We start from the raw sequence: 20,624 nt of genomic DNA, 5'->3' as shown, positions 1-20,624 counted from the left end.
ATGGTTTAGCCGCTGTAATCAGTGTGCTAAACTCTATCCAGATATGATTTTTGGAGATCCACAATGAAACCAATTCTACCTGACTACAGCCAATCAGGCGTTCTAATTGTCGGTGATGTAATGCTAGACCGCTATTGGTATGGTCCAACAGGGCGCATTTCACCTGAAGCGCCAGTACCTGTTGTAAAAGTAGAAAATAACGAAGAGCGTCCTGGCGGTGCTGCCAATGTGGCAATGAATATTGCTTCGCTAGGTGGCTATGCGCATATCGTTGGTTTAACGGGTGTTGATGAACCTGCACAAGTTTTAAAAGACACATTAAGTTCGTTGAAAGTGAAATGTGACTTTGTTGAATTAAAAGATTACCCAACGATCACGAAATTACGCGTGATGAGCCGTGGTCAGCAATTAATTCGTCTAGATTTTGAAGATAAGTTCGAGAATACAGACCCAGAACTAGTGCTTTCTCGTATGGAGCAGGCATTACCTAATGTTCGTTCTGTGATCTTATCGGATTACGCAAAAGGTGCTTTAGAGCATGTTCAGCAATTTATCCAAAAAGCGCGCGCGGCTAATGTTCCTGTTTTCATCGACCCTAAAGGTGCCGATTTTGAGCGCTACCGTGGCGCAACTCTATTAACGCCAAATATGGCTGAATTTGAGCTTGTTGCAGGTAAAGTAAAATCAGAAGAAGAACTTATCGAAAAAGGCTTAGCTTTAATTGAAGAGTTTGATTTTGAAGCGCTACTCGTCACTCGCAGTGAGCATGGCATGACTTTGCTACGTAAAGGACAAGAACCTTTCCATCTGCCAACATTAGCAAAAGAAGTGTATGACGTAACTGGCGCGGGTGATACCGTTATTTCAGTACTTGCAGCTTCGGTTGCTGCGGGTAAAGCATTAGATGAAGCATGTGCATTAGCGAATGCGGCCGCAGGTGTTGTGGTTGGTAAGCTAGGTACATCAACGTTATCAATCATTGAATTAGCAGAAGCTATTCACGGAAGCCAAGATACTGATTTCGGTGTGATTTCTGAGTCTGCGCTTGTTGAAGCGGTAAAACGCGCTCGAGCGAAAGGCGAAAAAGTCGTCATGACAAATGGTTGCTTTGATATCTTACACGCGGGCCATGTTTCTTACATGAACCATGCTGCTGAACTAGGTGACCGATTAATTGTCGCTGTGAACACTGATGATTCAGTTAAACGTTTGAAAGGTCCAACTCGTCCAATTAATCCAACTGATCGCCGTATGGCGGTATTAGCGGGTTTAGGTGCCGTTGATTGGGTGGTTCCATTCTCTGAAGATACCCCTCAACGTTTGATCTCAAAAGTACTGCCAAGCATTTTAGTAAAAGGTGGTGATTACAAACCGGAAGAGATTGCTGGTGGTGAAGAAGTGATTGCTGCTGGTGGCGAAGTGAAGGTTCTAAACTTTGAAGACGGTTGTTCAACAACTGAAATCATAGAAGCGATCAAAGGTGGTAGAGGCTAAATCGTCAATTGCGATAAGGCGTTACCCCTGATAAATCACTCACTCGATATAAAATATTTTTCTTCTGGTGATTAATCAAAAGCAATAAAAATGCCGCTTATTGAGCGGCATTTTTGTTTTTAGGTTTTACCGAGAAATGACTCCCGATAAGCTAATTTAGCTTGCAGCTTTAAGACCTGCGTTTACATCTACAATGTCTTGTTCGCTTAATGTACCAACTGCTTGACGAAGTTGAAGTACGCTTAAGATGTAGTTGTAACGAGCATCAGAAAGGTTTTTGTTTGCATCGTAAAGACGACGAGTCGAATCTAATACGTCAACAATAGTACGAGTACCTACATCAAAACCAGCTTCAGTCGCTTCAAGAGCCGATTGAGCTGAAACTACAGACTGCTCATAAGCGCGTAGTGCGCCAATTGATGCGCTGATGTTGTTATTAAATGCACGAACATCTTTTACTACAGAGCGGTAAGTCGCTTCTAAGTCTTCACTTGCTGCAACATAGTTGTATTCAGCTTGTTTAGATAGAGATGTTGTATTACCACCCGTGTATAGAGGCACTACCAAGTTTAAACCTAGGTTTAAGTTGTCTTGATCATAGTCATTTGGACTGCTTGATTGATCAGCAAGTGAGTAGCTACCATCTAAAGTTAGGCTTGGCAGGTGACCAGAGTCAGCTAATGCAATGTTGTCTTTCGCAATGTCTTGAGAAATACGAGAAGCCAACAAGCTTAAGTTCTTCTCTTGAGCTTGTTCTACTAACGCTGTAGCAGACTCAGCAGTTTTACTTGCTGAGAAGCGGTCAGTATCTAAAATGTTCAGGTTAGAGTGCTCTTGACCTGTAATTTCACGAAGACCTTCATAGTTATTGACTAGCGTATTTTCAGCAAGAACTTCATCGGCAAGTACACCATCAAACTGAGCTTGTGCATCATGCACATCAGTAATAGCAGATAGACCAACTTCAAAACGTTGCTTAGTTTGCTCTAACTGTCGAGCTACCGCTGCTTTTTCTGCACGAACAAACTCTAAGTTATCTTGAGAACGTAATACTTCAAAGTATGCCGTTGCTACTCGAAGGATTAAAGCCTGCTGTGTTGCCGCGTAAGATGAATCGGCTTGACGAGCTGTTTTCTCTGCTGAATCTAGAGTGATCCATGAAGAACGTTGGTAAAGTTCTTGTGTGAAGCCAATTGCTGCACCCCAAACATTACTATCGTTATCAAGACTATTACGCTCACCACGATTGATATCGTAGTTAGCCGTTAAATTGATTTGTGGAAGCAAAGTACTGCGGCTTGAAGTTACAGCTTCAAAGGCAGCGTCACGTTGAGCCGCTGAACGTAGAAGTTGCGGATCATTCTGCTTTGCTAGGTCATAAACTTCAGCTAGTGAATCAGCAAACGCTGATGTACTAAGGCTACCAATTGCTGCACTGATAAGTAGTGGAAGCAGTTTCTTCATTTTCCTATTCCTGCCTTTATAAATAAGGTTTCTTCTCAAGAGTTTAACTCAACTTGGTGGTAATTTACTCGAAAATTTGCACTTTTTTACCTTTAATTATCCACTTGTGCAATATATTTTTTGGGAATTTAACTATTGTTATAACTTTTGTATAAAAAGTTGAGCCATATCCTTGGTAGTTATCGATGACAATGAGTAAACTATAAAACCACTGAGTGAGGTATCAAATGCAAAGCAATGACAATCCAGCAAATGAATTTACTCCACAAGATGTCGAAATAATCTCAAAAAAGACATTGTTCCGTGGTTTTTTCAAAATGGTAAAATACACCTTCAAGCATCGATTGTTTGAAGGCGGTTGGAGTCAGCCCATCGAACGTGAAATGTTCGAGCGTGGTCATGCGGCTGCATTGGTTCCATATGATCCTATTCGTGATGAAGTTGTGATTATAGAACAAATTCGAGTAGGTGCTTTAGAACATGAAAATCCATGGCAGCTTGAAATCGTAGCGGGAATTATTGATACCGATGAAACTGCTGAAAATGTTGCAAGAAGAGAAGCTTTAGAAGAAGCGGGTTTAGAGGTGAAGAAGGTGTTACCAATTACTTCGTATTACCCATCTTCAGGAGGTTGCTCTGAAAAGCTAGACGTTTTTGTTGGGCAAGTGGATTCTTCATTAGCGAAAGGCGTTCATGGGTTAGACTATGAAGGTGAAGACATTCGAGTTCAGGTAATGAAACGAGAGCAAGCTTACCAATATGTGAAAGACGGTAAATTTGCGAATGGTGCCACAATCATTGCGATGCAATGGCTGCAGCTAAACTACTTAGATCTACAATCACAGTGGAAAGAGTAAAGTAATGACAAATATAGCAGCGAAGAAACCTTACCACGTTGATCTTGCAGAATTGATGCGTGTGTATGAAACAAATTATGCCAAGTTGAACGCCTTGTTACCGGTGGGACACAAGGTGGGAGATGTTCGCTGTTATCAAGCTGTTAATATGGTGTATCAACTGACAGTGAATGAGGTCACAAAATACACCACATTAATAGATATATGTCAGAGTGATGAGACGCCAGTATTCCCTTTGCCTAAAATGTCTGTCAGGCTATATCACGATGCTAGGGTTGCAGAAGTGTGTTCTAGTGGGCACTTTTCAAGAGTAAAAGCGCGCTATGACTATCCCAACGCAAAACTCATGCAAAAAGATGAAAAGTATCAGCTTAATAAGTTCCTTGGTGATTGGTTAACGTTCTGTTTAAAAACGGGTATTAGTCGCATACCACTCTCATTTTCATAACGCTATTTTAAGAGCAATTGTAAAGTTTACACAGTAATGTATCTGGATTTGTTATTTTGAATTTATCACGCACTTCAAAATTTGATGGCAACAGTATTAAGCTTGTTCAGCTAACTGATACTCACTTATTTGCGCCCAGTAATGGCAGTTTGTTGAGTATTAATACACAAGACAGCTTTCATGCTGTGGTGTCTGCGATCTTAGAGCAAAGTTTTGACTTTGAAGCGATTCTTGCAACCGGTGATATTTCTCAAGATCACAGTGAAGAATCGTACCAAAAGTTTGAATCAGGAATCAAACCACTAAGTAAGCCTTGTTACTGGTTGCCTGGTAATCATGACTTTAAACCTAATATGAGTAGTGTATTACCTTCTCCTCAAATCCAATGTGTTGACCATGTATTACTTGGTGAGCATTGGCAAATGGTGATGCTTGACTCACAAGTCGTAGGCGTTCCGCATGGTCGTTTAAGCGATCAACAACTTGAGTTATTAGATACCAAGCTTTCAGAACACTCTGCTCGTCATACTCTCGTGCTTTTGCATCATCACCCACTTTTAGTGGGTAGTGCTTGGCTTGATCAACACTCATTAAAAGACTCTGAGCAATTTTGGGATGTAGTAAACAAGCATTCTAATGTTCGCGCAATTCTCTGTGGTCATGTTCATCAAGACATGAACCGTGAGCATTTTGGTGTGCAAGTCATGGCAACGCCATCAACCTGCGTTCAGTTTAAGCCTAATTCTGATGATTTTGCGTTAGATACTCTAACCCCTGGTTGGAGGGAGCTGACTTTGAAAGAAGACGGAGATGTTGAAACTCAGGTTAAGCGTTTACCTAATGGGAGCTTCTCCCCTGATTTCAATGCAGAAGGTTATTAGACATGCCAGTACCGTCAGCTGATAAAAAACCATCACTTCTTTTGTATATCCATGGTTTTAATAGCTCATCTTTGTCGCATAAAGCGAACGTAATGAGAGATTATTGTGCAACGCACCGCACTGACGTGAAAGTATTAACGCCTCAACTTCCTAGTTTTCCCCAGCAAGCCGCACTTCACCTGCAAGGGGTAGTTGAGCAATACAAAAATGATTATCAAATAGCATTAGTAGGCAGCTCTTTAGGTGGTTACCTTTCCACTTGGCTTAATGCCCAGTATGGCTTTAAAGCTGTTGTAGTAAACCCAGCAGTTAAGCCTTATGAGCTTTTGGCTGATTATTTGGGTGAACAAGAAAACCCGTATACTCATGAAAAATACCTGTTAGAGCCAAAACATATTGATGAGCTGAAAGCATTAGAAGTTAAAACGTTGAACGATGTGAATGACTTTTGGCTGTTACAACAAGTTGAAGACGAAGTGCTTGATTACCGACAAGCCGTAGATAAGTATCAAGGTTCAAAACAAACAGTAGAGCAAGGTGGCGATCATAGCTTTGTTAACTTTGAACGTTACCCAGAGCAAATCCTCGCTTTCTTAAATATTTAATTAATGTCATCAATCATGACGTGATGTAATAAAGTCTGACGGTTATTTCACCTATCAGTGGGGAAATATCATAGTTTGACGCCATACTTTTTGAACTAGCTTGACAACAATCCTCAGCTTCCAGACTATATTCCCCAATACTTTCGCTCGTTCGCTTTGTTATGAAGGTTCATAACAAATAATTCATCTTTTGTTGTTTTTGCTACAAGCGAACCGATGTAAATTTTTTGAGTACACTCCGTATTATGACTGAACAATATAATGCAAAAGACCTCGAGGTTCTTGAAGGTCTCGACCCTGTGCGACATCGCCCAGGAATGTATACAGAGACAGAAAGACCCAACCACCTTGCACAAGAAGTTATCGATAACTCTGTGGATGAAGCTCTAGCGGGTCACGCTAAAAAGATCAAAGTTATCCTGCACGCCGATCAATCTCTTGAAGTCATTGATGATGGTCGTGGTATGCCTGTTGATATTCACCCTGAAAAGGGCATCTCAGGCGTAGAGCTGATCATGACTAAGCTTCACTCGGGTGGTAAGTTCTCCAACAATAACTACCAATTCTCTGGTGGTTTACACGGTGTTGGTATTTCAGTTGTAAATGCGCTGTCTAAACGTGTTGAAGTGACGGTTCGTCGTGATGGACAAGTCAATGAAATCGCTTTTGAAGGCGGAGTGACTGTTACCGATTTAACCGTAACAGGGACATGTGGTCACCGAAATACCGGGACATCTGTGCATTTTTGGCCAGATGCCAAGTATTTCGATAGTGCTAAGTTTTCTGTCATACGCCTTATCAACAATTTACGAGCAAAAGCGGTACTTTGCCCTGGCTTGGAAATTACCTTCTCAGACAAGGTTAATGGTGATGAACACCAATGGTTCTATGAAGATGGTCTAAAAGATTATCTAGCAGAAGGCGTAAAAGGCTACACCTTACTGCCTGAAGAACCTTATGTTGGGGAATTCATCGCAGAAAAGGAAATGGCAAACTGGGCGATTATTTGGCAGCCAGAAGGCGGCGAAATGATCACTGAGAGTTACGTGAACTTGGTACCAACTAAGCAAGGTGGTACTCATGTTAACGGTCTGCGCCAAGGCTTGCTTGATGCTATGCGTGAGTTCTGTGAATTCCGTAACCTTTTACCACGCGGCGTTAAGCTAACGGGTGATGATATTTTTGACCGCTGTTCTTACGTATTGTCGGTTAAAATGCAAGATCCTCAATTTGCTGGTCAAACAAAAGAACGCTTATCTTCTCGCCAAACGGCAGCGTTTGTTTCTGGCGTAGTAAAAGATGCTTTCAGCCTTTGGTTGAACGAAAAGCCACAACTAGCTGAGTTACTGGCTGAAGCTTGTATTGCCAATGCTCATCGCCGAATGCGTGCCAGCAAAAAAGTGGTTCGTAAGAAAATAGCTTCAGGCCCTGCATTACCAGGCAAACTTACCGATTGTTCAGTTCAAGATTTAAGCCGTACTGAAATCTTCTTCGTGGAAGGGGACTCGGCAGGTGGTTCTGCTAAGCAAGCTCGCGATCGTGAGTTCCAAGCGGTAATGCCACTTCGCGGTAAGATATTAAATACTTGGGAAGTATCAGCAGACCAAGTTCTTGCTTCTCAAGAAGTTCATGATATTTCTGTTGCGTTAGGTATCGACCCTGATAATGATGATTTATCAGGTTTACGTTACGGAAAAATTTGTATTCTTGCCGATGCGGACTCGGATGGTCTTCATATCGCCACATTATTATGTGCTCTGTTTACTCGTCATTTCCGCGCACTTGTTGAAGCGGGACATATCTATGTCGCAATGCCTCCTTTGTATCGTATTGATTGCGGTAAAGAAGTGTTTTATGCATTAGATGATGATGAAAAAGATGGCGTGCTTGAGCGACTTTCCCAGAAGAAAGCCAAGATTAACGTACAGCGATTCAAAGGTCTGGGTGAAATGAACCCACTTCAGCTTCGTGAAACGACAATGGATCCAAATACTCGTCGTCTTGTTCAATTAACAATTGATGATAGCGAAGCGACAATTGAAATGATGGACATGCTGCTCGGTAAGAAACGTGCAGATGATCGCCGTGCATGGCTACAAAATAACGGTGATATGGCCGAGGTATAATGGATGTCTAACGAAATTACATATGACGGCGTTGAACAGTTGCCAATGCGCAAGTTCACCGAAGATGCCTACTTAAATTATTCAATGTACGTGATTATGGATCGTGCATTGCCATATATTGGCGATGGCTTGAAGCCAGTACAGCGTCGTATTATCTATGCAATGTCTGAGCTTGGTCTTTCTGCCGCATCGAAATATAAAAAATCAGCTCGTACTGTTGGTGACGTTTTAGGTAAATATCACCCGCACGGTGATTCTGCTTGTTACGAAGCTATGGTTCTTATGGCACAACCTTTCTCTTACCGCTATCCGCTGGTGGATGGTCAGGGTAACTGGGGTGCTCCGGATGATCCGAAATCATTCGCGGCGATGCGTTATACCGAAGCTAAACTTTCCAAGTTTGCTGAAGTGCTGCTTGGTGAGTTAGGTCAAGGGACGGTAGATTGGCAGCCAAACTTTGATGGCACGATGAAAGAGCCTCAAATGTTGCCGGCGCGTTTACCTCATATCCTATTGAATGGCATCACGGGTATTGCTGTTGGTATGGCGACAGATATTCCGCCTCATAACGTCCGAGAAGTGGCAAATGCAGCCATCCACCTGATTGATACGCCTAAATCTGAACTCCCCGATATAATGGCGTTCATTCAAGGACCTGATTACCCTACAGAAGCTGAGATTATCTCACCTAAGTCGGATATCGAGAAAATCTACCGTACTGGTAAAGGCAGCATTAAAATGCGTGCTGTGTGGCATAAAGAAGGTTCTGATATTGTTATCACAGCTCTTCCACACCAAGTATCCGGTGCGAAATTGCTAGAGCAAATTGCCAACCAAATGCGCGCTAAAAAGCTGCCAATGGTTGAAGATTTGCGTGATGAATCTGATCACGAGAACCCAACTCGTATCGTTGTTGTACCGCGCTCAAACCGTATCGATTGCGATCAGTTGATGAGCCACCTATTTGCTTCAACAGACCTAGAGAAAAACTTCCGAGTTAACTTGAACATGATTGGTTTAGACAATCGTCCTCAAGTAAAAGGTCTAGTTCAGATATTAAAAGAATGGATTGAGTTCCGTCGTTCAACGGTTCGCCGCCGCTTGCAATACCGTTTAGATAAGGTGTTGGCTCGTTTACATATTTTGGAAGGCTTACTGGCTGCTTACCTGAATATTGATGAAGTAATTGAAATCATTAGAACTGAAGACGAACCTTGTCCAGTTCTGATGAGCCGCTTCAATATTTCTGAGATTCAAGCAAACGCTATTCTTGATATCAAGCTACGTAACTTAGCAAAACTTGAAGAGTTTAAGATTCGAGCTGAGCAAGAAGAGCTTGAAGCTGAACGTGACAAATTAGAGAAACTGCTAGGTTCAGAGCGTCGTCTAAACACTTTGATCAAGAAAGAAATTCAAGCTGATGCTGATAAGTACGGAGATGACCGCCGTTCACCACTAATAGTTCGTGCTGAAGCTAAGGCTCTGACTGAGCGTGATTTGGTACCTAGTGAACCAATTACCGTTGTATTGTCAGAAAAAGGCTGGATTCGTCATGCGAAAGGTCATGATGTTGATGCTGAAACTTTGAACTACAAATCAGGTGATAAGTACTTAGCCCACACCCGTGGTAAGAGTAACCAACCTGCTGTGTTCCTTGGCAGTGATGGCCGAAGTTATTCATTAGAATCTCACTCTTTACCTTCGGCAAGAAGCCAAGGTGAGCCGATTACAGGGCGCCTAAACATTAGCCCTGGTAGTTCTATTCGCCAGGTCGTGATGGGCGAGAGTGAACAATTATGGTTAGTTGGTTCTGATGCTGGTTATGGCTTTGTTTGTAAAGGCAGTGACTTATTGTCTAAGAACAAGAGCGGTAAAGCTCTGGTGAATTTACCTCAAGCCGCTGAAGTATTATTGCCAAGCTCTGTTGATGATTTGGAAACGAATGAAATATTAGCGATCACCAATCAAGGTCGAATGCTTTTATTCCCAATCAAAGATTTACCTCAGTTAAGTAAAGGTAAAGGTAATAAGATCATCAATATTCCATCTGCGAAAGCGAAGGAACGTGAAGAGTTTGTTTCCCACTTGATGGCTATCCCGCAAGGGGCGACCTTAACCATTTATGCTGGTAAGCGTAAACTAGGTTTGAAACCTGCTGATTTAGATAACTTCCGCGGTGAGCGTGGTCGTCGTGGTGGGCTTCTACCGAGAGGTTTACAGCGCGTCACTCATATCGATATTGAATCGTAAAGGTTCAAGCAAGAGTGGAGTGATTTGTAGGTTAATCCTGTAAATTTACTGCCACTCTTTATTGGAATATAAATTAAAAAGCACCGAACATGAATTTGTTCGGTGCTTTTTTGTTAGATAGGAAACGTTGGTTACTGACAATGCTTATAGACAAATGGGTTGTGGTTCTTTTGAATGCTATGAATCCGTTCGTCTCTAGTGCACTCCCATTCAGTCACAGGATATTGTTTATCCCAAGCCATCATCAAGTTGGTTTGCTGCTTCGATAGCTTGAACCCATATTCTTGGCTCATGTACAGGTATGTACGCGCAATTGCGCCTTTAGAGCGATCAGTTGGCATTACTTTACGTTGTTTAAAGTTAACCTGAACTTCACACTGTCCGTAACTTACACCATCAACCCCATTCCACTGGCTGAAATTGTAGTTAGATCGATCGCCATTTACCTCGCCAATGGCAGGAACTAAGTTATGCAGGTCTGCTTCCATCGATTTAAATACTTTATCGTTTCTAGTACAGTTCTTACGCCCTCCTGACTGCCAACATTGTCTTTGGTGACCAAACTGCCATGCTGGCACTACATGTTCCCATTCAATGCGAGAAGCGCGTTTTAGCTGCTTTCGAACTTCGTAGCCGCATGAGTCAAGGTCGGGGATGCCTTTCTTTTTATCTTTCCAAGTGATGTCGCAACCACAGTAAAATGAAGTCGGGTGATCAAGATAAATTTTCACCGCTTCTTTCTTGGCTTTTGAAAAAGAACTAGGAGGAGCGGCAAAGGCGCTTTGGGATAGGCTAAAACCTAGAAGTAAGCAAAAGGACACCGATAGGCTAAGTGCTTTCAAGTTTATGAGTTTCATAAAATAAAGACTGATAAAAGTATGATAAATATCAGTCTAGCACTCAATTTATGAAATTCTCTATCGTATTTTCACATAGGCACCGTTTGTTTAGCTGAATACCTTGTGACCAAGAGGATGGTTAGGTGTGGGAACAAAGGGATAACAGGCAATATGCGAGGATAAAATGAGTGCAACTAGATAGGATCTTTTAACTGAGTTGTATTCCCGTAAACGTTAATAGTTGACTACATTGTTGGCATCGGTAAGTCGATTGCCTACGTAAAACCTTATTATGGCGGCGAATAGATAAAGGGTATGTAGTGCAACTACACTGATACTCAAAGGTTTTTCCTTGAACTGATTTAATTTCAAAGTTATGTGTAGTTTTGGCTGGAACTTGAAATATCCCTTCCATGACAGATTGCCATTCTTTACCGTGCGGTCTAACTCGCCCATACACTTGATAGGTAATCAGGTGTGCGATCTCATGTGGGATCACCTCATTTAAAAAAGCTTCTACATTCTCTTCAAATAAAACACGGTTAATTTTTATTTCGTTAAGCTGCAAATAGGCTTTGCCTGCTGCCTTGCCTCTTAACTTAAAAGAAACTTTAGGCACTGGGAATTGACGTAAGAAGTGTTGATTGGCTTGAGTGATGCATTCTACGATCTTTTTATTCACGCGGTGTTGTAAAGAGCAGTATGGCAAGTTGATGAACTCCAAAAAATGGCCTTAGGGTGAGCTAAGGCCAAATAATATCATCACAATGACTACAGGTAGGAGACCTACGGATGATGTTTTTTCTTTATAGTGTCGTGATAGGCGTGCCATGTGCCGTAACCAAGCAATGGCATTGTGACTATCATTCCTAATCCATAAGTTGCAAATCCAACTAATACGCCGATACCTATCAAAGCTGCCCACACAATCATTGCCGGGATATTCGACTTAACGGCATTGAAACTTGTAAATATAGCACTCATTACATCCACTCTTCTTTCCATCATTAACGGAATAGAGAAGGCAGAAATACTAAAAATGAGACTCGCAATAACAAGACCAATGACTGAACCTGTTATTAAAAATGGAGCAAACTCAGTGAGTGGTGCCCCCTGAACAGAAGGGTAAAGGGCATGTAATAATGCTGCAATTCTCATCCAAAAAATCATAGCAACCATCAACACAATGGCAAAAGCCCACTGTGAAGAAGAGTTCCTTGAAATGGCTTTAATTGAATGGAATAGGCTTGCATCATGACCTTTCTCTCTTTCCCAGCTTGCATCATAAAGCCCTAAAGCTAAGAAGGGACCAATAAGCATGTAAACAATTAAACTTGGCATAACAACAAGGTGTGTACCTTGCCATTGCACTAATTGAACGATAGCAACTGCGGCTGCCATAAAACAAAGCCCGTAAAAGGCGCTGATGAAAGGCATTCGAATGAAGTCATGTAGAGCAAGAGAAAGCCAATGGAAAGGTGCTGATACGCTGACTTGATTGCAAGGAATCGTTCGTGCGTATTCGCTATCGCTGACCTTATGCTTTTTCTTATTATTAAAATCTGCTGGTTGTGCTGTACGAGACATAGATCCCCCCAGTTAATAACATCCTAGTTAAAATTCATTGAATGTAGCTGATTTACTGCACTTCAAACTGTGCATTATCACGACCATTTCAACGCTAGAGTTCTAGGTTGTACTGCAGTACCAGTGCTCAAATTTCAATAAAAGAGGTTTGTTATACCTAAACTAGCAAAAGGTGTGGTTGCTAATGGTATAGCTAGACTCTTAAGCATTTTGCTAGCGAGAGGGAGTCGATAAACTCTGAATCTGAAACTAACATTTTTGCATTTAATGTAAGCACATTATTGCCTAGGAACAGTATTAACTATTGGCAGTAGTATCAAAAAATACAACTTACACAGAGGCTTTTTGAATGATTATTTTTGAGGGGGGATGTTTAGAAGGAAAGCTGGGAAGGTGGCTAAGTTGAATAACTTCATAAAAATAAAGCCCTTACTAGAAAGTAAGGGCTTTAAAAGTCTGATTTGCGTTATCTAAATTATTTTAGACCTGCAAAGTCCGCAAGGATAGCGGCTTTGTCAGTTGCTTCCCAAGGGAATTCTTCACGACCAAAGTGACCGTATGCAGCTGTCTGCTTGTAGATCGGTTGAAGAAGGTTAAGCATTTCTTGTAAGCCGTATGGACGAAGATCGAAGTTTTGGCGAACCGCTTCAATGATGATTTCGTGTGCTACTTTCTCAGTACCAAACGTTTCAACCATGATAGAGGTTGGATCAGCAACACCGATAGCGTAAGACAGTTGAATCTCACAACGGTCAGCCATACCAGCAGCAACGATGTTTTTAGCAACGTAACGTGCTGCGTAAGCTGCTGAACGGTCAACTTTTGATGGATCTTTACCAGAGAATGCACCACCACCGTGACGAGCTGCGCCACCGTAAGTATCAACGATGATCTTACGACCTGTAAGACCACAGTCACCCATAGGACCACCGATTACGAAACGGCCTGTTGGGTTGATGAAGAAGTTAGTGTCTTTGTTGATCCACTCTGCAGGAAGTACTGGCTTGATGATCTCTTCCATTACTGCTTCACGTAGATCCGGTGTGGTTACTGAATCACAGTGTTGAGTAGAAAGTACGACTGCATCGATACCAACGATCTGACCTTGGTCGTATTGGAAAGTTACCTGAGATTTAGCATCTGGACGAAGGAAATCTAATTTTCCGCTCTTACGTACTTCAGCTTGCTTTTTAACAAGAAGGTGAGAGTAAGTAATTGGAGCTGGCATTAGGATTGGAGTTTCGTTAGTTGCGTAACCAAACATGATACCTTGGTCGCCCGCACCTTGCTCTTTAGGGTCAGCTTTATCAACACCTTGGTTGATATCTGGAGACTGCTTACCAATTGTGTTTAGTACTGCACAAGAGTCAGCGTCAAAGCCCATGTCAGAATGAACGTAACCAATTTCACGAACGGTTTCACGAGTGATTTCTTCGATATCAACCCATGCAGACGTTGTTACTTCACCGCCAACCATTACCATGCCGGTTTTTACGTAAGTCTCACAAGCAACACGTGCTTTTGGATCTTGTTCCAAGATGGCATCAAGAACAGCATCAGAGATTTGGTCTGCAATTTTATCTGGATGACCTTCTGAAACAGATTCAGAAGTGAAAAGGTGCTTAGCCATGAGAGCTCCACTTTTAGTTTTGAACGTAATACGTTGAGGCGTAAATAGTTAAAAAGCGCCGATAAATTTATAAGTCGTCGCTAATAATTACATTATATTATGTAGGTGTTTCTACATCTAGACGTCTATTTTAGTTTTCATAGGTTGAATTACAAGCTCTTTTTTCGGATATGTCATAACTAAACGTTTGCGTATGAATAAGGATAACCAACGGTTTAGAGGGATAAATGTCATAAAAATGCAGAAAATGCCGCTTATAAGCCCTGTAAAACGTTTGCAGTCACTATAGTCGTTTGAGAGAATACTGGCGGCTAAATAACAAGAAAAGTTTAGCCTTATCCTCTTTTTCTTAAATCGCTTACGCATCCAGGAGCAGACATGCCTTCTCGTAAAGATCTAGCCAATGCAATCCGCGCACTTAGCATGGACGGTGTTCAACAAGCAAATTCAGGTCACCCAGGCGCCCCTATGGGTATGGCTGACATCGCTGAAGTACTTTGGCGTGGTCATTTGAACCACAATCCTTCAAACCCTGAGTGGGCAGATCGCGACCGTTTTATTCTTTCAAATGGTCACGGTTCAATGTTGATTTACTCTCTGCTTCACCTAGCAGGTTACGAGCTTTCAATTGAAGATCTTAAGAACTTCCGTCAGCTACACTCTAAGACTCCAGGTCACCCTGAGTACGGTTACGCACCAGGTATCGAGACGACGACAGGTCCTCTAGGTCAAGGCATCACTAACGCTGTTGGTATGGCAATGGCTGAGAAAGCTCTTGCTGCACAGTTCAACAAAGAAGGTCACGACATCGTCGATCACTTCACTTATGCATTCATGGGTGATGGTTGTCTGATGGAAGGTATCTCTCACGAAGCATGCTCTCTAGCGGGTACGTTAGGTCTTGGTAAGCTGGTTGCTTTCTGGGATGACAACGGCATCTCAATCGATGGCGAAGTGGAAGGCTGGTTCTCTGACGATACACCTAAGCGTTTTGAAGCATACGGCTGGCATGTAATCCCAGCGGTTGACGGTCACGATGCTGACGCGATCAACGCGGCTATTGAAGCGGCTAAAGCGGATCCTCGTCCAACACTTATTTGTACTAAAACTATCATTGGTTTTGGTTCTCCAAACAAAGCGGGTACGCACGACTGTCACGGTGCTCCACTCGGTGCTGATGAAATTACAGCAACTAAAGCAGCGCTTGGTTGGGAACACGGTCCTTTCGAAATCCCAGCTGACATCGCAGCTGAATGGGATGCGAAAGAAGCGGGCGCAGCAAAAGAAGCGGCGTGGAACGTGAAGTTTGATGCCTACGCAGCGGCTCACCCTGAGCTAGCAGCTGAATTCAAACGTCGTACTAACGGCGATCTTCCAGCTGAATGGGAAGAGAAAGCAAACGCAATCATTGCTGATCTTCAAGCTAACCCAGCTAACATCGCATCACGTAAAGCATCTCAAAATGCTCTAGAAGCGTTTGGTGCTATGCTACCTGAATTCATGGGCGGGTCTGCTGACCTTGCGCCTTCTAACTTGACTATGTGGTCTGGTTCTAAGTCTCTTGAAGCAAATGACTTCTCTGGTAACTACATCCACTACGGTGTACGTGAGTTCGGTATGACGGCTATCATGAACGGTATCGCTCTGCACGGTGGTTTCGTACCATACGGCGCAACGTTCCTAATGTTCATGGAATACGCTCGTAACGCGATGCGTATGGCTGCTCTGATGAAAGTTCAGAACATTCAAGTTTACACGCATGACTCTATCGGTCTTGGCGAAGATGGTCCTACTCACCAACCGGTTGAGCAGATCGCATCTCTACGTCTGACTCCAAACATGAGCACATGGCGCCCATGTGACCAAGTTGAGTCTGCTGTTGCTTGGAAACTAGCAATCGAACGCAAAGATGGTCCTTCTGCACTTATCTTCTCTCGTCAAAACCTTGCACAACAAGACCGTGACGCTGAGCAAGTAGCAAACATTGCTAAGGGTGGTTACATCCTGAAAGATTGTGCTGGTAAGCCAGAGCTAATCATCATCGCTACAGGTTCTGAAGTTGAGCTAGCGGTTAGCGCTGCTGCTGAACTTACAGCTGAAGGTAAAGCGGTACGCGTAGTATCTATGCCTGCAACTGACGCGTTCGATAAGCAAGACGCTGAGTACCGTGAGTCTGTACTGCCATCTGACGTTACAGCTCGTATCGCTGTAGAAGCTGGCATCGCTGATTTCTGGTACAAGTACGTTGGCTTCGGTGGCAAGATCATCGGTATGACAACGTTTGGCGAATCTGCACCAGCAGGTGAGCTATTCAAGATGTTCGGTTTCACTACTGAAAACGTAGTGAGCACTGCAAAAGAGCTTCTAGCTTAATAAACAGCGGTAATATGAACAGAAAAAAACCGAGCCATAGGCTCGGTTTTTTATTTGGTGTTTAGAAACATTAGTTATTCGAATTCCTTTCCCCAATTATCGATCTCTCTAGTTCCACAGACCTTACATTCAACGTAACGATCCATATTGTAGTAGTGACCACCATTGATAATGGAGTTAGCAAACAGCTTAATTCTGCCTAACAAAGTTTTGTCGGTATCATAGCTGCTTGTTTGGCGAACAAGAACTTCACTATGTGGTGTTTCTTCATTACACTTTTTACAACAATGAGTTGCTGGGAATCCAGACATAACCTTTCCTTGGGTTGAGAAAACTAGGTTAGAAACAGCCGTAGGATTAGGTAAACTCATTCTCAATATAATTGCACAATAGCCATGTTACTCGCTAGATTTATAAATCTTGTTTGTCGAGCTGTATCACTTTATTTATTTTGATAATAAATCTTATGTTTTAGATGGAGGTTTGCTTATGCCTTTCTGGTCTCGCCGATAATTTGCATCTCTATCGAATCATTTGTAACGAGTAACTTACATTGAGGAGTTTGAGCGCATTTCATCACTAACACCCTTGAAAGATATAATGAAGTAAGAGAATGTTGATGCACTTTTTTCATATAAAAGGCTTGGCAATGACAAATAAGATTATCCTGGTCGTTGATGATAGTCAGGACATTCTCGACGCTCTTAGTGAATATCTAGAGCGGTCTAGCTTTACGGTTATCACAGCGCTTGAAGGCAATGAAATGTGGAAGAAGCTCGAAACCGTCACTCCAGATCTTATTATTCTAGATATTATGCTGCCCGGAGATGATGGGTTAACTTTATGTCAAAAACTACGTCTTCAATCTCAAGTTCCAATCATTATGCTAACCGCAGTAACCGACGATGCTGATCGAATCGCTGGGTTAGAAATTGGAGCTGATGATTATATTACCAAGTCATTTAACCCTCGGGAGCTACTAGCCAGAATTAAAGCTTTATTGAGGCGTTCCACGTTTAGCCATAGCCAAGGTGAACGGACATTAAAGTTCATGGATTGGACGTTTGACACTCTTAAACGACAATTGAAACATGAAGATGGTGAGGTGGTATCTCTTTCTAGTGCCGACTATAACTTGCTTACGCTAATGCTGGATTCTCCCAACCAACTATTAAGTCGAAATGATATTGCGCATGCCCTTTGGGGAAGGGATGCTGAGCCACTAGAGAGAGGCATTGATGTGCAAATTAGCAGGCTGAGAAAGCAACTGAGGGACGAAGATAGAAATACGATTATGACAGTAAGGCATCGTGGCTATATGTTAGTGATCGATTCGCATATTAGTCGTATTCAATTTTGAAAAAAAATATATTTCAGTCAATGGTTGCACGAATCACTTTGTCTACATTCTTGGTGATTCTCTTAGCCGAAATATTGGCAGGTGCGGTATGGTTTACTGCTACATCTGCATCAAAAAGAGAATCGGCTAGCCACGCTATGACCGCTATATCATCAGCTGCAGCAGACACCATTAACTACTTTTCTGGTCTGCCGATTAATTATCGCCACTTGGTGTTAGAGCAGTTACGAAACATTGGAGGAACAAGGTTTTTTATATCGATGAATAATCATCAACTTCCGATCCCTTCTTTACTTAATCACTCTTTAGTCCCTCACATGGAAACACAAGCAACTGAACTCTTAGAGCAGCAACTTAAAGGTTCGCATAAAGTGCATGTCAATTTAGCCAAACGTGAAGACTTGCTGGTATTTAATTCTGGAATCAAACTCCATGAATTACCTGCTTTGTGGAAAGACTACAGCTTAGTGTTAGGCAAGCTGGATCTCCCCATCGCTGTTATTCAGGTGGAGTTTTCAGAGAATGAGTGGCTCTATTTAGCGACGGTTATTCCGTTGTCTTTTGATAGTTTGAGCGATAACTTTATTGATAGCCGGCAAATAATTTTTCTCCTCATCGTGACCTTTATGCTTATGGGCGTTTCTTATGTCGTCTTACAGAAAGAAATTCGTCCTTTTCGTTCTTTAGCAAGATCTGCCACGCTGATGGGCTCACAAATGCAGATTGAAGAAATAAAAGAAGAAGGAAGCTCAGAAACCAGAGCCGCTATTCATGCTTTTAATAAAATGAATCGCCGTATTAAAGCGTACTTGCGTGATAGAGATATGTTTTTTAACGCGATTTCTCACGATATAAAAACTCCTTTAGCTTGTTTAAAATTACGGACTGAAATGTTGAGCGATGAACCAACAAAATTAAGATTTGAAAAGCTGTTGAATGAAGTCGAGATGATGCTAAATGGAGCATTACAATGCATGCGAGATAATGATATTCACGAAGAATTAGAGTGGGTTGATATCAATGACATTCTTGAGCAATGTGCGGCTGTTCATAATAAAGATGGGGTGTCTGTTCATCTTGTCGACCTGCCAAGGATCGAGCTTTATGGTAAGCCATTGGCAATAAAGCGCTGCTTGTTTAACTTAGTAGATAATGGCGTTAAATATGGTGATGCAGTAAATATCACTATGTTTTCTCATTCTGATTCTATTCAAATCGTGTTGCGTGATTCTGGGGAGGGAATAAGAGAGGATATGTTAGAAAAGGTCTTTGAGCCTTACTTCAGAGAAAATAATACAGGGGTAGAAGGATCTGGTTTGGGGTTAGCGATTTCACGTAGTATCGCCAGAGCTCATGGGGGAGATATTCAATTATCTAATTCGCCTGAAGGTGGTCTTGAAGTGGATGTTATTTTGGTCAGTGCCTTATGAAAAACTGGCTACTGTTAAGTGTGTTGTTGTATGTGAAACCTGCGTTTTCTTCCCCATCAGTTGAAATGTTGCATTGGTGGACCGCTGACGGAGAGGAGTCGGCTTTGGCGGTAGTTGCAGAGCAGTTTGACTCTCTGCCGTTTACTTTAAAAAGTGAACCAATTACTGGTGGCGGTGGGGGACCTGCTAAAGCGATTCTTCAAGCTAGGGCCATTGCAGGGTACTCACCTGATATTGCTTTAATGGAAGGTCCGGCAATTCAGTCATGGGCTGCACTTGGTTTTTTAAATAATGTTAATGAGGTCGCTGCATCTCATGGGTGGGATCAGTCGCTGTACCCTGATATTAAAGCGATTCATCAATATGATGGTAATTATGTTGCCATACCTTTGAACATTCACCGATTGAATTGGATGTGGATCAATCGAAAGGTCCTTAATCAGCATCAACTTTCATCTCCTCAGACGTGGGAGTCTTTATTGCTGGCACTAACAACTTTGAAAGCTAATGGTGTGAGCCCTTTAGCTTTAGGGGAAGACCCTTGGCAAATTGTTCAAATTTTTGAAAATATTGCATTTGGTGTTGGAGGGGCGAATTATTATCGACAGGCTTTTGTCGATTTAGATCCTGACGCATTGAATAGCAGTGAAACTCTAGAGGCGCTAAACCGCTTTCGGGCTCTTGCTAATATTGTAGGAAATGATTTACCGAATATTAGTTGGAACCAAGGAACCAAAGCCTTGCTTGATGGGGAGTATGCCTTTCAATTCACAGGTGATTGGGCTTTGGGAGAGATGTTCAGTTTTGAGGGTGAAATTCCAGATCACATTGAGTGCAGTGCATTTCCTTCTACGGAAAAAGGCTTTATTTACAACGTGGATAGCTTGGCATTTTTTACAAAAATAACGGGGGAAGATCGTAATATGATACCGATTATGGCTTCCTTATCCTCACCTCAATTTCTTTTGAAATTCAGTCAAAAGAAAGGCTCAATACCAGCTCAAACCAATATATCAGTGAATGAATTATCTCGGTGCCAACAGAAATCTTATCAAGATTATACTTACGCGAGTACTAAGGGAGCATCCATGCCAAGTTTGACTGATTCAATGGCTGTTAATCCGGTACTGCAGAATGCTGTGTCTAATGAGTTATACCGTTATTTTATGGACTCTTCGATTAGTGCTGAAACGCTTATTGGTCATCTACATGCCATTAATAATGAAGTATTTCGCTAGTTTTTTACTCGTATTCTCGCATCTTTTATTTTCTTTTGAGTA

Annotated in this window: 17 protein-coding genes; 11 read left to right on the top strand and 6 right to left on the bottom strand. The window is 42.1% G+C overall.

Annotated elements, in window-relative coordinates; all coding sequences use genetic code 11:
- Positions 1-63 precede the first annotated feature (63 nt).
- Entirely contained in the window at positions 64-1,494 is a 1,431-nt protein-coding gene (gene hldE / locus OCU78_RS12270; protein WP_137375556.1) for a bifunctional D-glycero-beta-D-manno-heptose-7-phosphate kinase/D-glycero-beta-D-manno-heptose 1-phosphate adenylyltransferase HldE, read from the top strand.
- A 156-nt stretch (positions 1,495-1,650) separates the two neighbouring features.
- Here the strand turns inward: hldE and tolC are convergent, their stop codons facing one another.
- A complete protein-coding gene (gene tolC / locus OCU78_RS12265; protein ID WP_137375555.1) occupies positions 1,651-2,958 on the bottom strand; it encodes an outer membrane channel protein TolC in 1,308 nt (435 codons plus the stop codon).
- A gap of 227 nt (positions 2,959-3,185) precedes the next feature.
- Between tolC and nudF the strand changes: the two genes are divergently transcribed.
- The 6 genes from nudF (at position 3,186) to parC (ending at position 10,125) form a co-directional block, all read left to right on the top strand.
- Entirely contained in the window at positions 3,186-3,815 is a 630-nt protein-coding gene (gene nudF, locus OCU78_RS12260) for an ADP-ribose diphosphatase (protein WP_137375554.1), read from the top strand.
- A 4-nt stretch (positions 3,816-3,819) separates the two neighbouring features.
- Complete coding sequence (locus OCU78_RS12255; RefSeq protein WP_137375553.1) at positions 3,820-4,263, top strand: DUF1249 family protein; 444 nt, start codon at positions 3,820-3,822, stop codon at positions 4,261-4,263.
- 56 nt (positions 4,264-4,319) lie between these two features.
- The gene (gene cpdA, locus OCU78_RS12250; RefSeq protein ID WP_137375552.1) at positions 4,320-5,144 is read left to right on the top strand and encodes a 3',5'-cyclic-AMP phosphodiesterase; all 825 of its coding nucleotides are present in this window, start codon (positions 4,320-4,322) and stop codon (positions 5,142-5,144) included.
- Positions 5,145-5,146: 2 nt separating this feature from the next.
- On the top strand, positions 5,147-5,749 hold the full coding sequence (gene yqiA, locus OCU78_RS12245; RefSeq protein ID WP_137375551.1) for an esterase YqiA: 603 nt from the start codon (positions 5,147-5,149) through the stop codon (positions 5,747-5,749).
- 245 nt (positions 5,750-5,994) lie between these two features.
- A complete protein-coding gene (parE, locus tag OCU78_RS12240) occupies positions 5,995-7,875 on the top strand; it encodes a DNA topoisomerase IV subunit B (protein ID WP_137375550.1) in 1,881 nt (626 codons plus the stop codon).
- Between the two features lie 3 nt (positions 7,876-7,878).
- On the top strand, positions 7,879-10,125 hold the full coding sequence (gene parC, locus OCU78_RS12235) for a DNA topoisomerase IV subunit A (RefSeq protein ID WP_137375549.1): 2,247 nt from the start codon (positions 7,879-7,881) through the stop codon (positions 10,123-10,125).
- A gap of 131 nt (positions 10,126-10,256) precedes the next feature.
- Here parC and OCU78_RS12230 read toward each other — a convergent pair whose 3' ends face one another.
- The 4 genes from OCU78_RS12230 to metK form a co-directional block, all read right to left on the bottom strand.
- Positions 10,257-10,982, bottom strand: coding sequence for an endonuclease (locus OCU78_RS12230; protein WP_137375548.1), 726 nt, complete (start codon positions 10,980-10,982; stop codon positions 10,257-10,259).
- Between the two features lie 190 nt (positions 10,983-11,172).
- Positions 11,173-11,673 (bottom strand): SprT family zinc-dependent metalloprotease, encoded by a 501-nt coding sequence (locus OCU78_RS12225; RefSeq protein ID WP_137375547.1) that lies wholly within the window; start codon positions 11,671-11,673, stop codon positions 11,173-11,175.
- A gap of 77 nt (positions 11,674-11,750) precedes the next feature.
- On the bottom strand, positions 11,751-12,551 hold the full coding sequence (locus tag OCU78_RS12220) for a DUF2189 domain-containing protein (RefSeq protein ID WP_137375546.1): 801 nt from the start codon (positions 12,549-12,551) through the stop codon (positions 11,751-11,753).
- A 475-nt stretch (positions 12,552-13,026) separates the two neighbouring features.
- Complete coding sequence (metK, locus tag OCU78_RS12215; RefSeq protein ID WP_137375545.1) at positions 13,027-14,181, bottom strand: methionine adenosyltransferase; 1,155 nt, start codon at positions 14,179-14,181, stop codon at positions 13,027-13,029.
- A gap of 378 nt (positions 14,182-14,559) precedes the next feature.
- On the opposite strand from metK, the gene tkt reads away from it, so the two are divergent.
- The gene (gene tkt / locus OCU78_RS12210; protein ID WP_261856018.1) at positions 14,560-16,554 is read left to right on the top strand and encodes a transketolase; all 1,995 of its coding nucleotides are present in this window, start codon (positions 14,560-14,562) and stop codon (positions 16,552-16,554) included.
- 74 nt (positions 16,555-16,628) lie between these two features.
- On the opposite strand, the gene OCU78_RS12205 is transcribed toward tkt, so the two are convergent.
- Positions 16,629-16,865 carry a hypothetical protein gene (locus OCU78_RS12205; protein WP_137373314.1) on the bottom strand — a complete coding sequence of 79 codons (237 nt, stop codon included), beginning with the start codon at positions 16,863-16,865 and terminating at the stop codon, positions 16,629-16,631.
- Between the two features lie 338 nt (positions 16,866-17,203).
- Here OCU78_RS12205 and OCU78_RS12200 point away from each other — a divergent pair, with 338 nt between their 5' ends.
- Genes OCU78_RS12200 through OCU78_RS12190 form a run of 3 tightly spaced genes read left to right on the top strand, consistent with a single transcriptional unit; the run spans position 17,204 to position 20,582 of the window.
- Positions 17,204-17,914, top strand: coding sequence for a response regulator (locus OCU78_RS12200; protein ID WP_137373315.1), 711 nt, complete (start codon positions 17,204-17,206; stop codon positions 17,912-17,914).
- Complete coding sequence (locus tag OCU78_RS12195) at positions 17,911-19,344, top strand: ATP-binding protein (RefSeq protein WP_137373316.1); 1,434 nt, start codon at positions 17,911-17,913, stop codon at positions 19,342-19,344. The genes OCU78_RS12200 and OCU78_RS12195 overlap by 4 nt, the downstream gene beginning before the upstream one ends.
- Entirely contained in the window at positions 19,341-20,582 is a 1,242-nt protein-coding gene (locus OCU78_RS12190) for an ABC transporter substrate-binding protein (protein ID WP_137373317.1), read from the top strand. Before OCU78_RS12195 ends, OCU78_RS12190 begins: the two co-directional genes overlap by 4 nt.
- Positions 20,583-20,624: the final 42 nt, after the last annotated feature.

The sequence above is a fragment of the Vibrio gallaecicus genome (genome assembly GCF_024347495.1).
Classification (GTDB): domain Bacteria; phylum Pseudomonadota; class Gammaproteobacteria; order Enterobacterales; family Vibrionaceae; genus Vibrio; species Vibrio gallaecicus.
Note: the sequence above shows the minus strand (reverse complement) of the source record. Positions and strands in the feature narration are given on the sequence as shown.

What these genes read in the sequence shown, in the direction of transcription:
- metK (WP_137375545.1), bottom strand. Translation starts at nt 14,181, where the DNA reads ATGGCTAAGCACCTTTTCACTTCTGAATCTGTTTCAGAAGGTCATCCA.
- tkt (WP_261856018.1), top strand. Translation starts at nt 14,560, where the DNA reads ATGCCTTCTCGTAAAGATCTAGCCAATGCAATCCGCGCACTTAGCATG.
- OCU78_RS12255 (WP_137375553.1), top strand. Translation starts at nt 3,820, where the DNA reads ATGACAAATATAGCAGCGAAGAAACCTTACCACGTTGATCTTGCAGAA.
- OCU78_RS12230 (WP_137375548.1), bottom strand. Translation starts at nt 10,982, where the DNA reads ATGAAACTCATAAACTTGAAAGCACTTAGCCTATCGGTGTCCTTTTGC.
- OCU78_RS12220 (WP_137375546.1), bottom strand. Translation starts at nt 12,551, where the DNA reads ATGTCTCGTACAGCACAACCAGCAGATTTTAATAATAAGAAAAAGCAT.
- hldE (WP_137375556.1), top strand. Translation starts at nt 64, where the DNA reads ATGAAACCAATTCTACCTGACTACAGCCAATCAGGCGTTCTAATTGTC.
- OCU78_RS12190 (WP_137373317.1), top strand. Translation starts at nt 19,341, where the DNA reads ATGAAAAACTGGCTACTGTTAAGTGTGTTGTTGTATGTGAAACCTGCG.
- OCU78_RS12205 (WP_137373314.1), bottom strand. Translation starts at nt 16,865, where the DNA reads ATGTCTGGATTCCCAGCAACTCATTGTTGTAAAAAGTGTAATGAAGAA.
- yqiA (WP_137375551.1), top strand. Translation starts at nt 5,147, where the DNA reads ATGCCAGTACCGTCAGCTGATAAAAAACCATCACTTCTTTTGTATATC.
- OCU78_RS12200 (WP_137373315.1), top strand. Translation starts at nt 17,204, where the DNA reads ATGACAAATAAGATTATCCTGGTCGTTGATGATAGTCAGGACATTCTC.
- parC (WP_137375549.1), top strand. Translation starts at nt 7,879, where the DNA reads ATGTCTAACGAAATTACATATGACGGCGTTGAACAGTTGCCAATGCGC.
- parE (WP_137375550.1), top strand. Translation starts at nt 5,995, where the DNA reads ATGACTGAACAATATAATGCAAAAGACCTCGAGGTTCTTGAAGGTCTC.
- nudF (WP_137375554.1), top strand. Translation starts at nt 3,186, where the DNA reads ATGCAAAGCAATGACAATCCAGCAAATGAATTTACTCCACAAGATGTC.
- tolC (WP_137375555.1), bottom strand. Translation starts at nt 2,958, where the DNA reads ATGAAGAAACTGCTTCCACTACTTATCAGTGCAGCAATTGGTAGCCTT.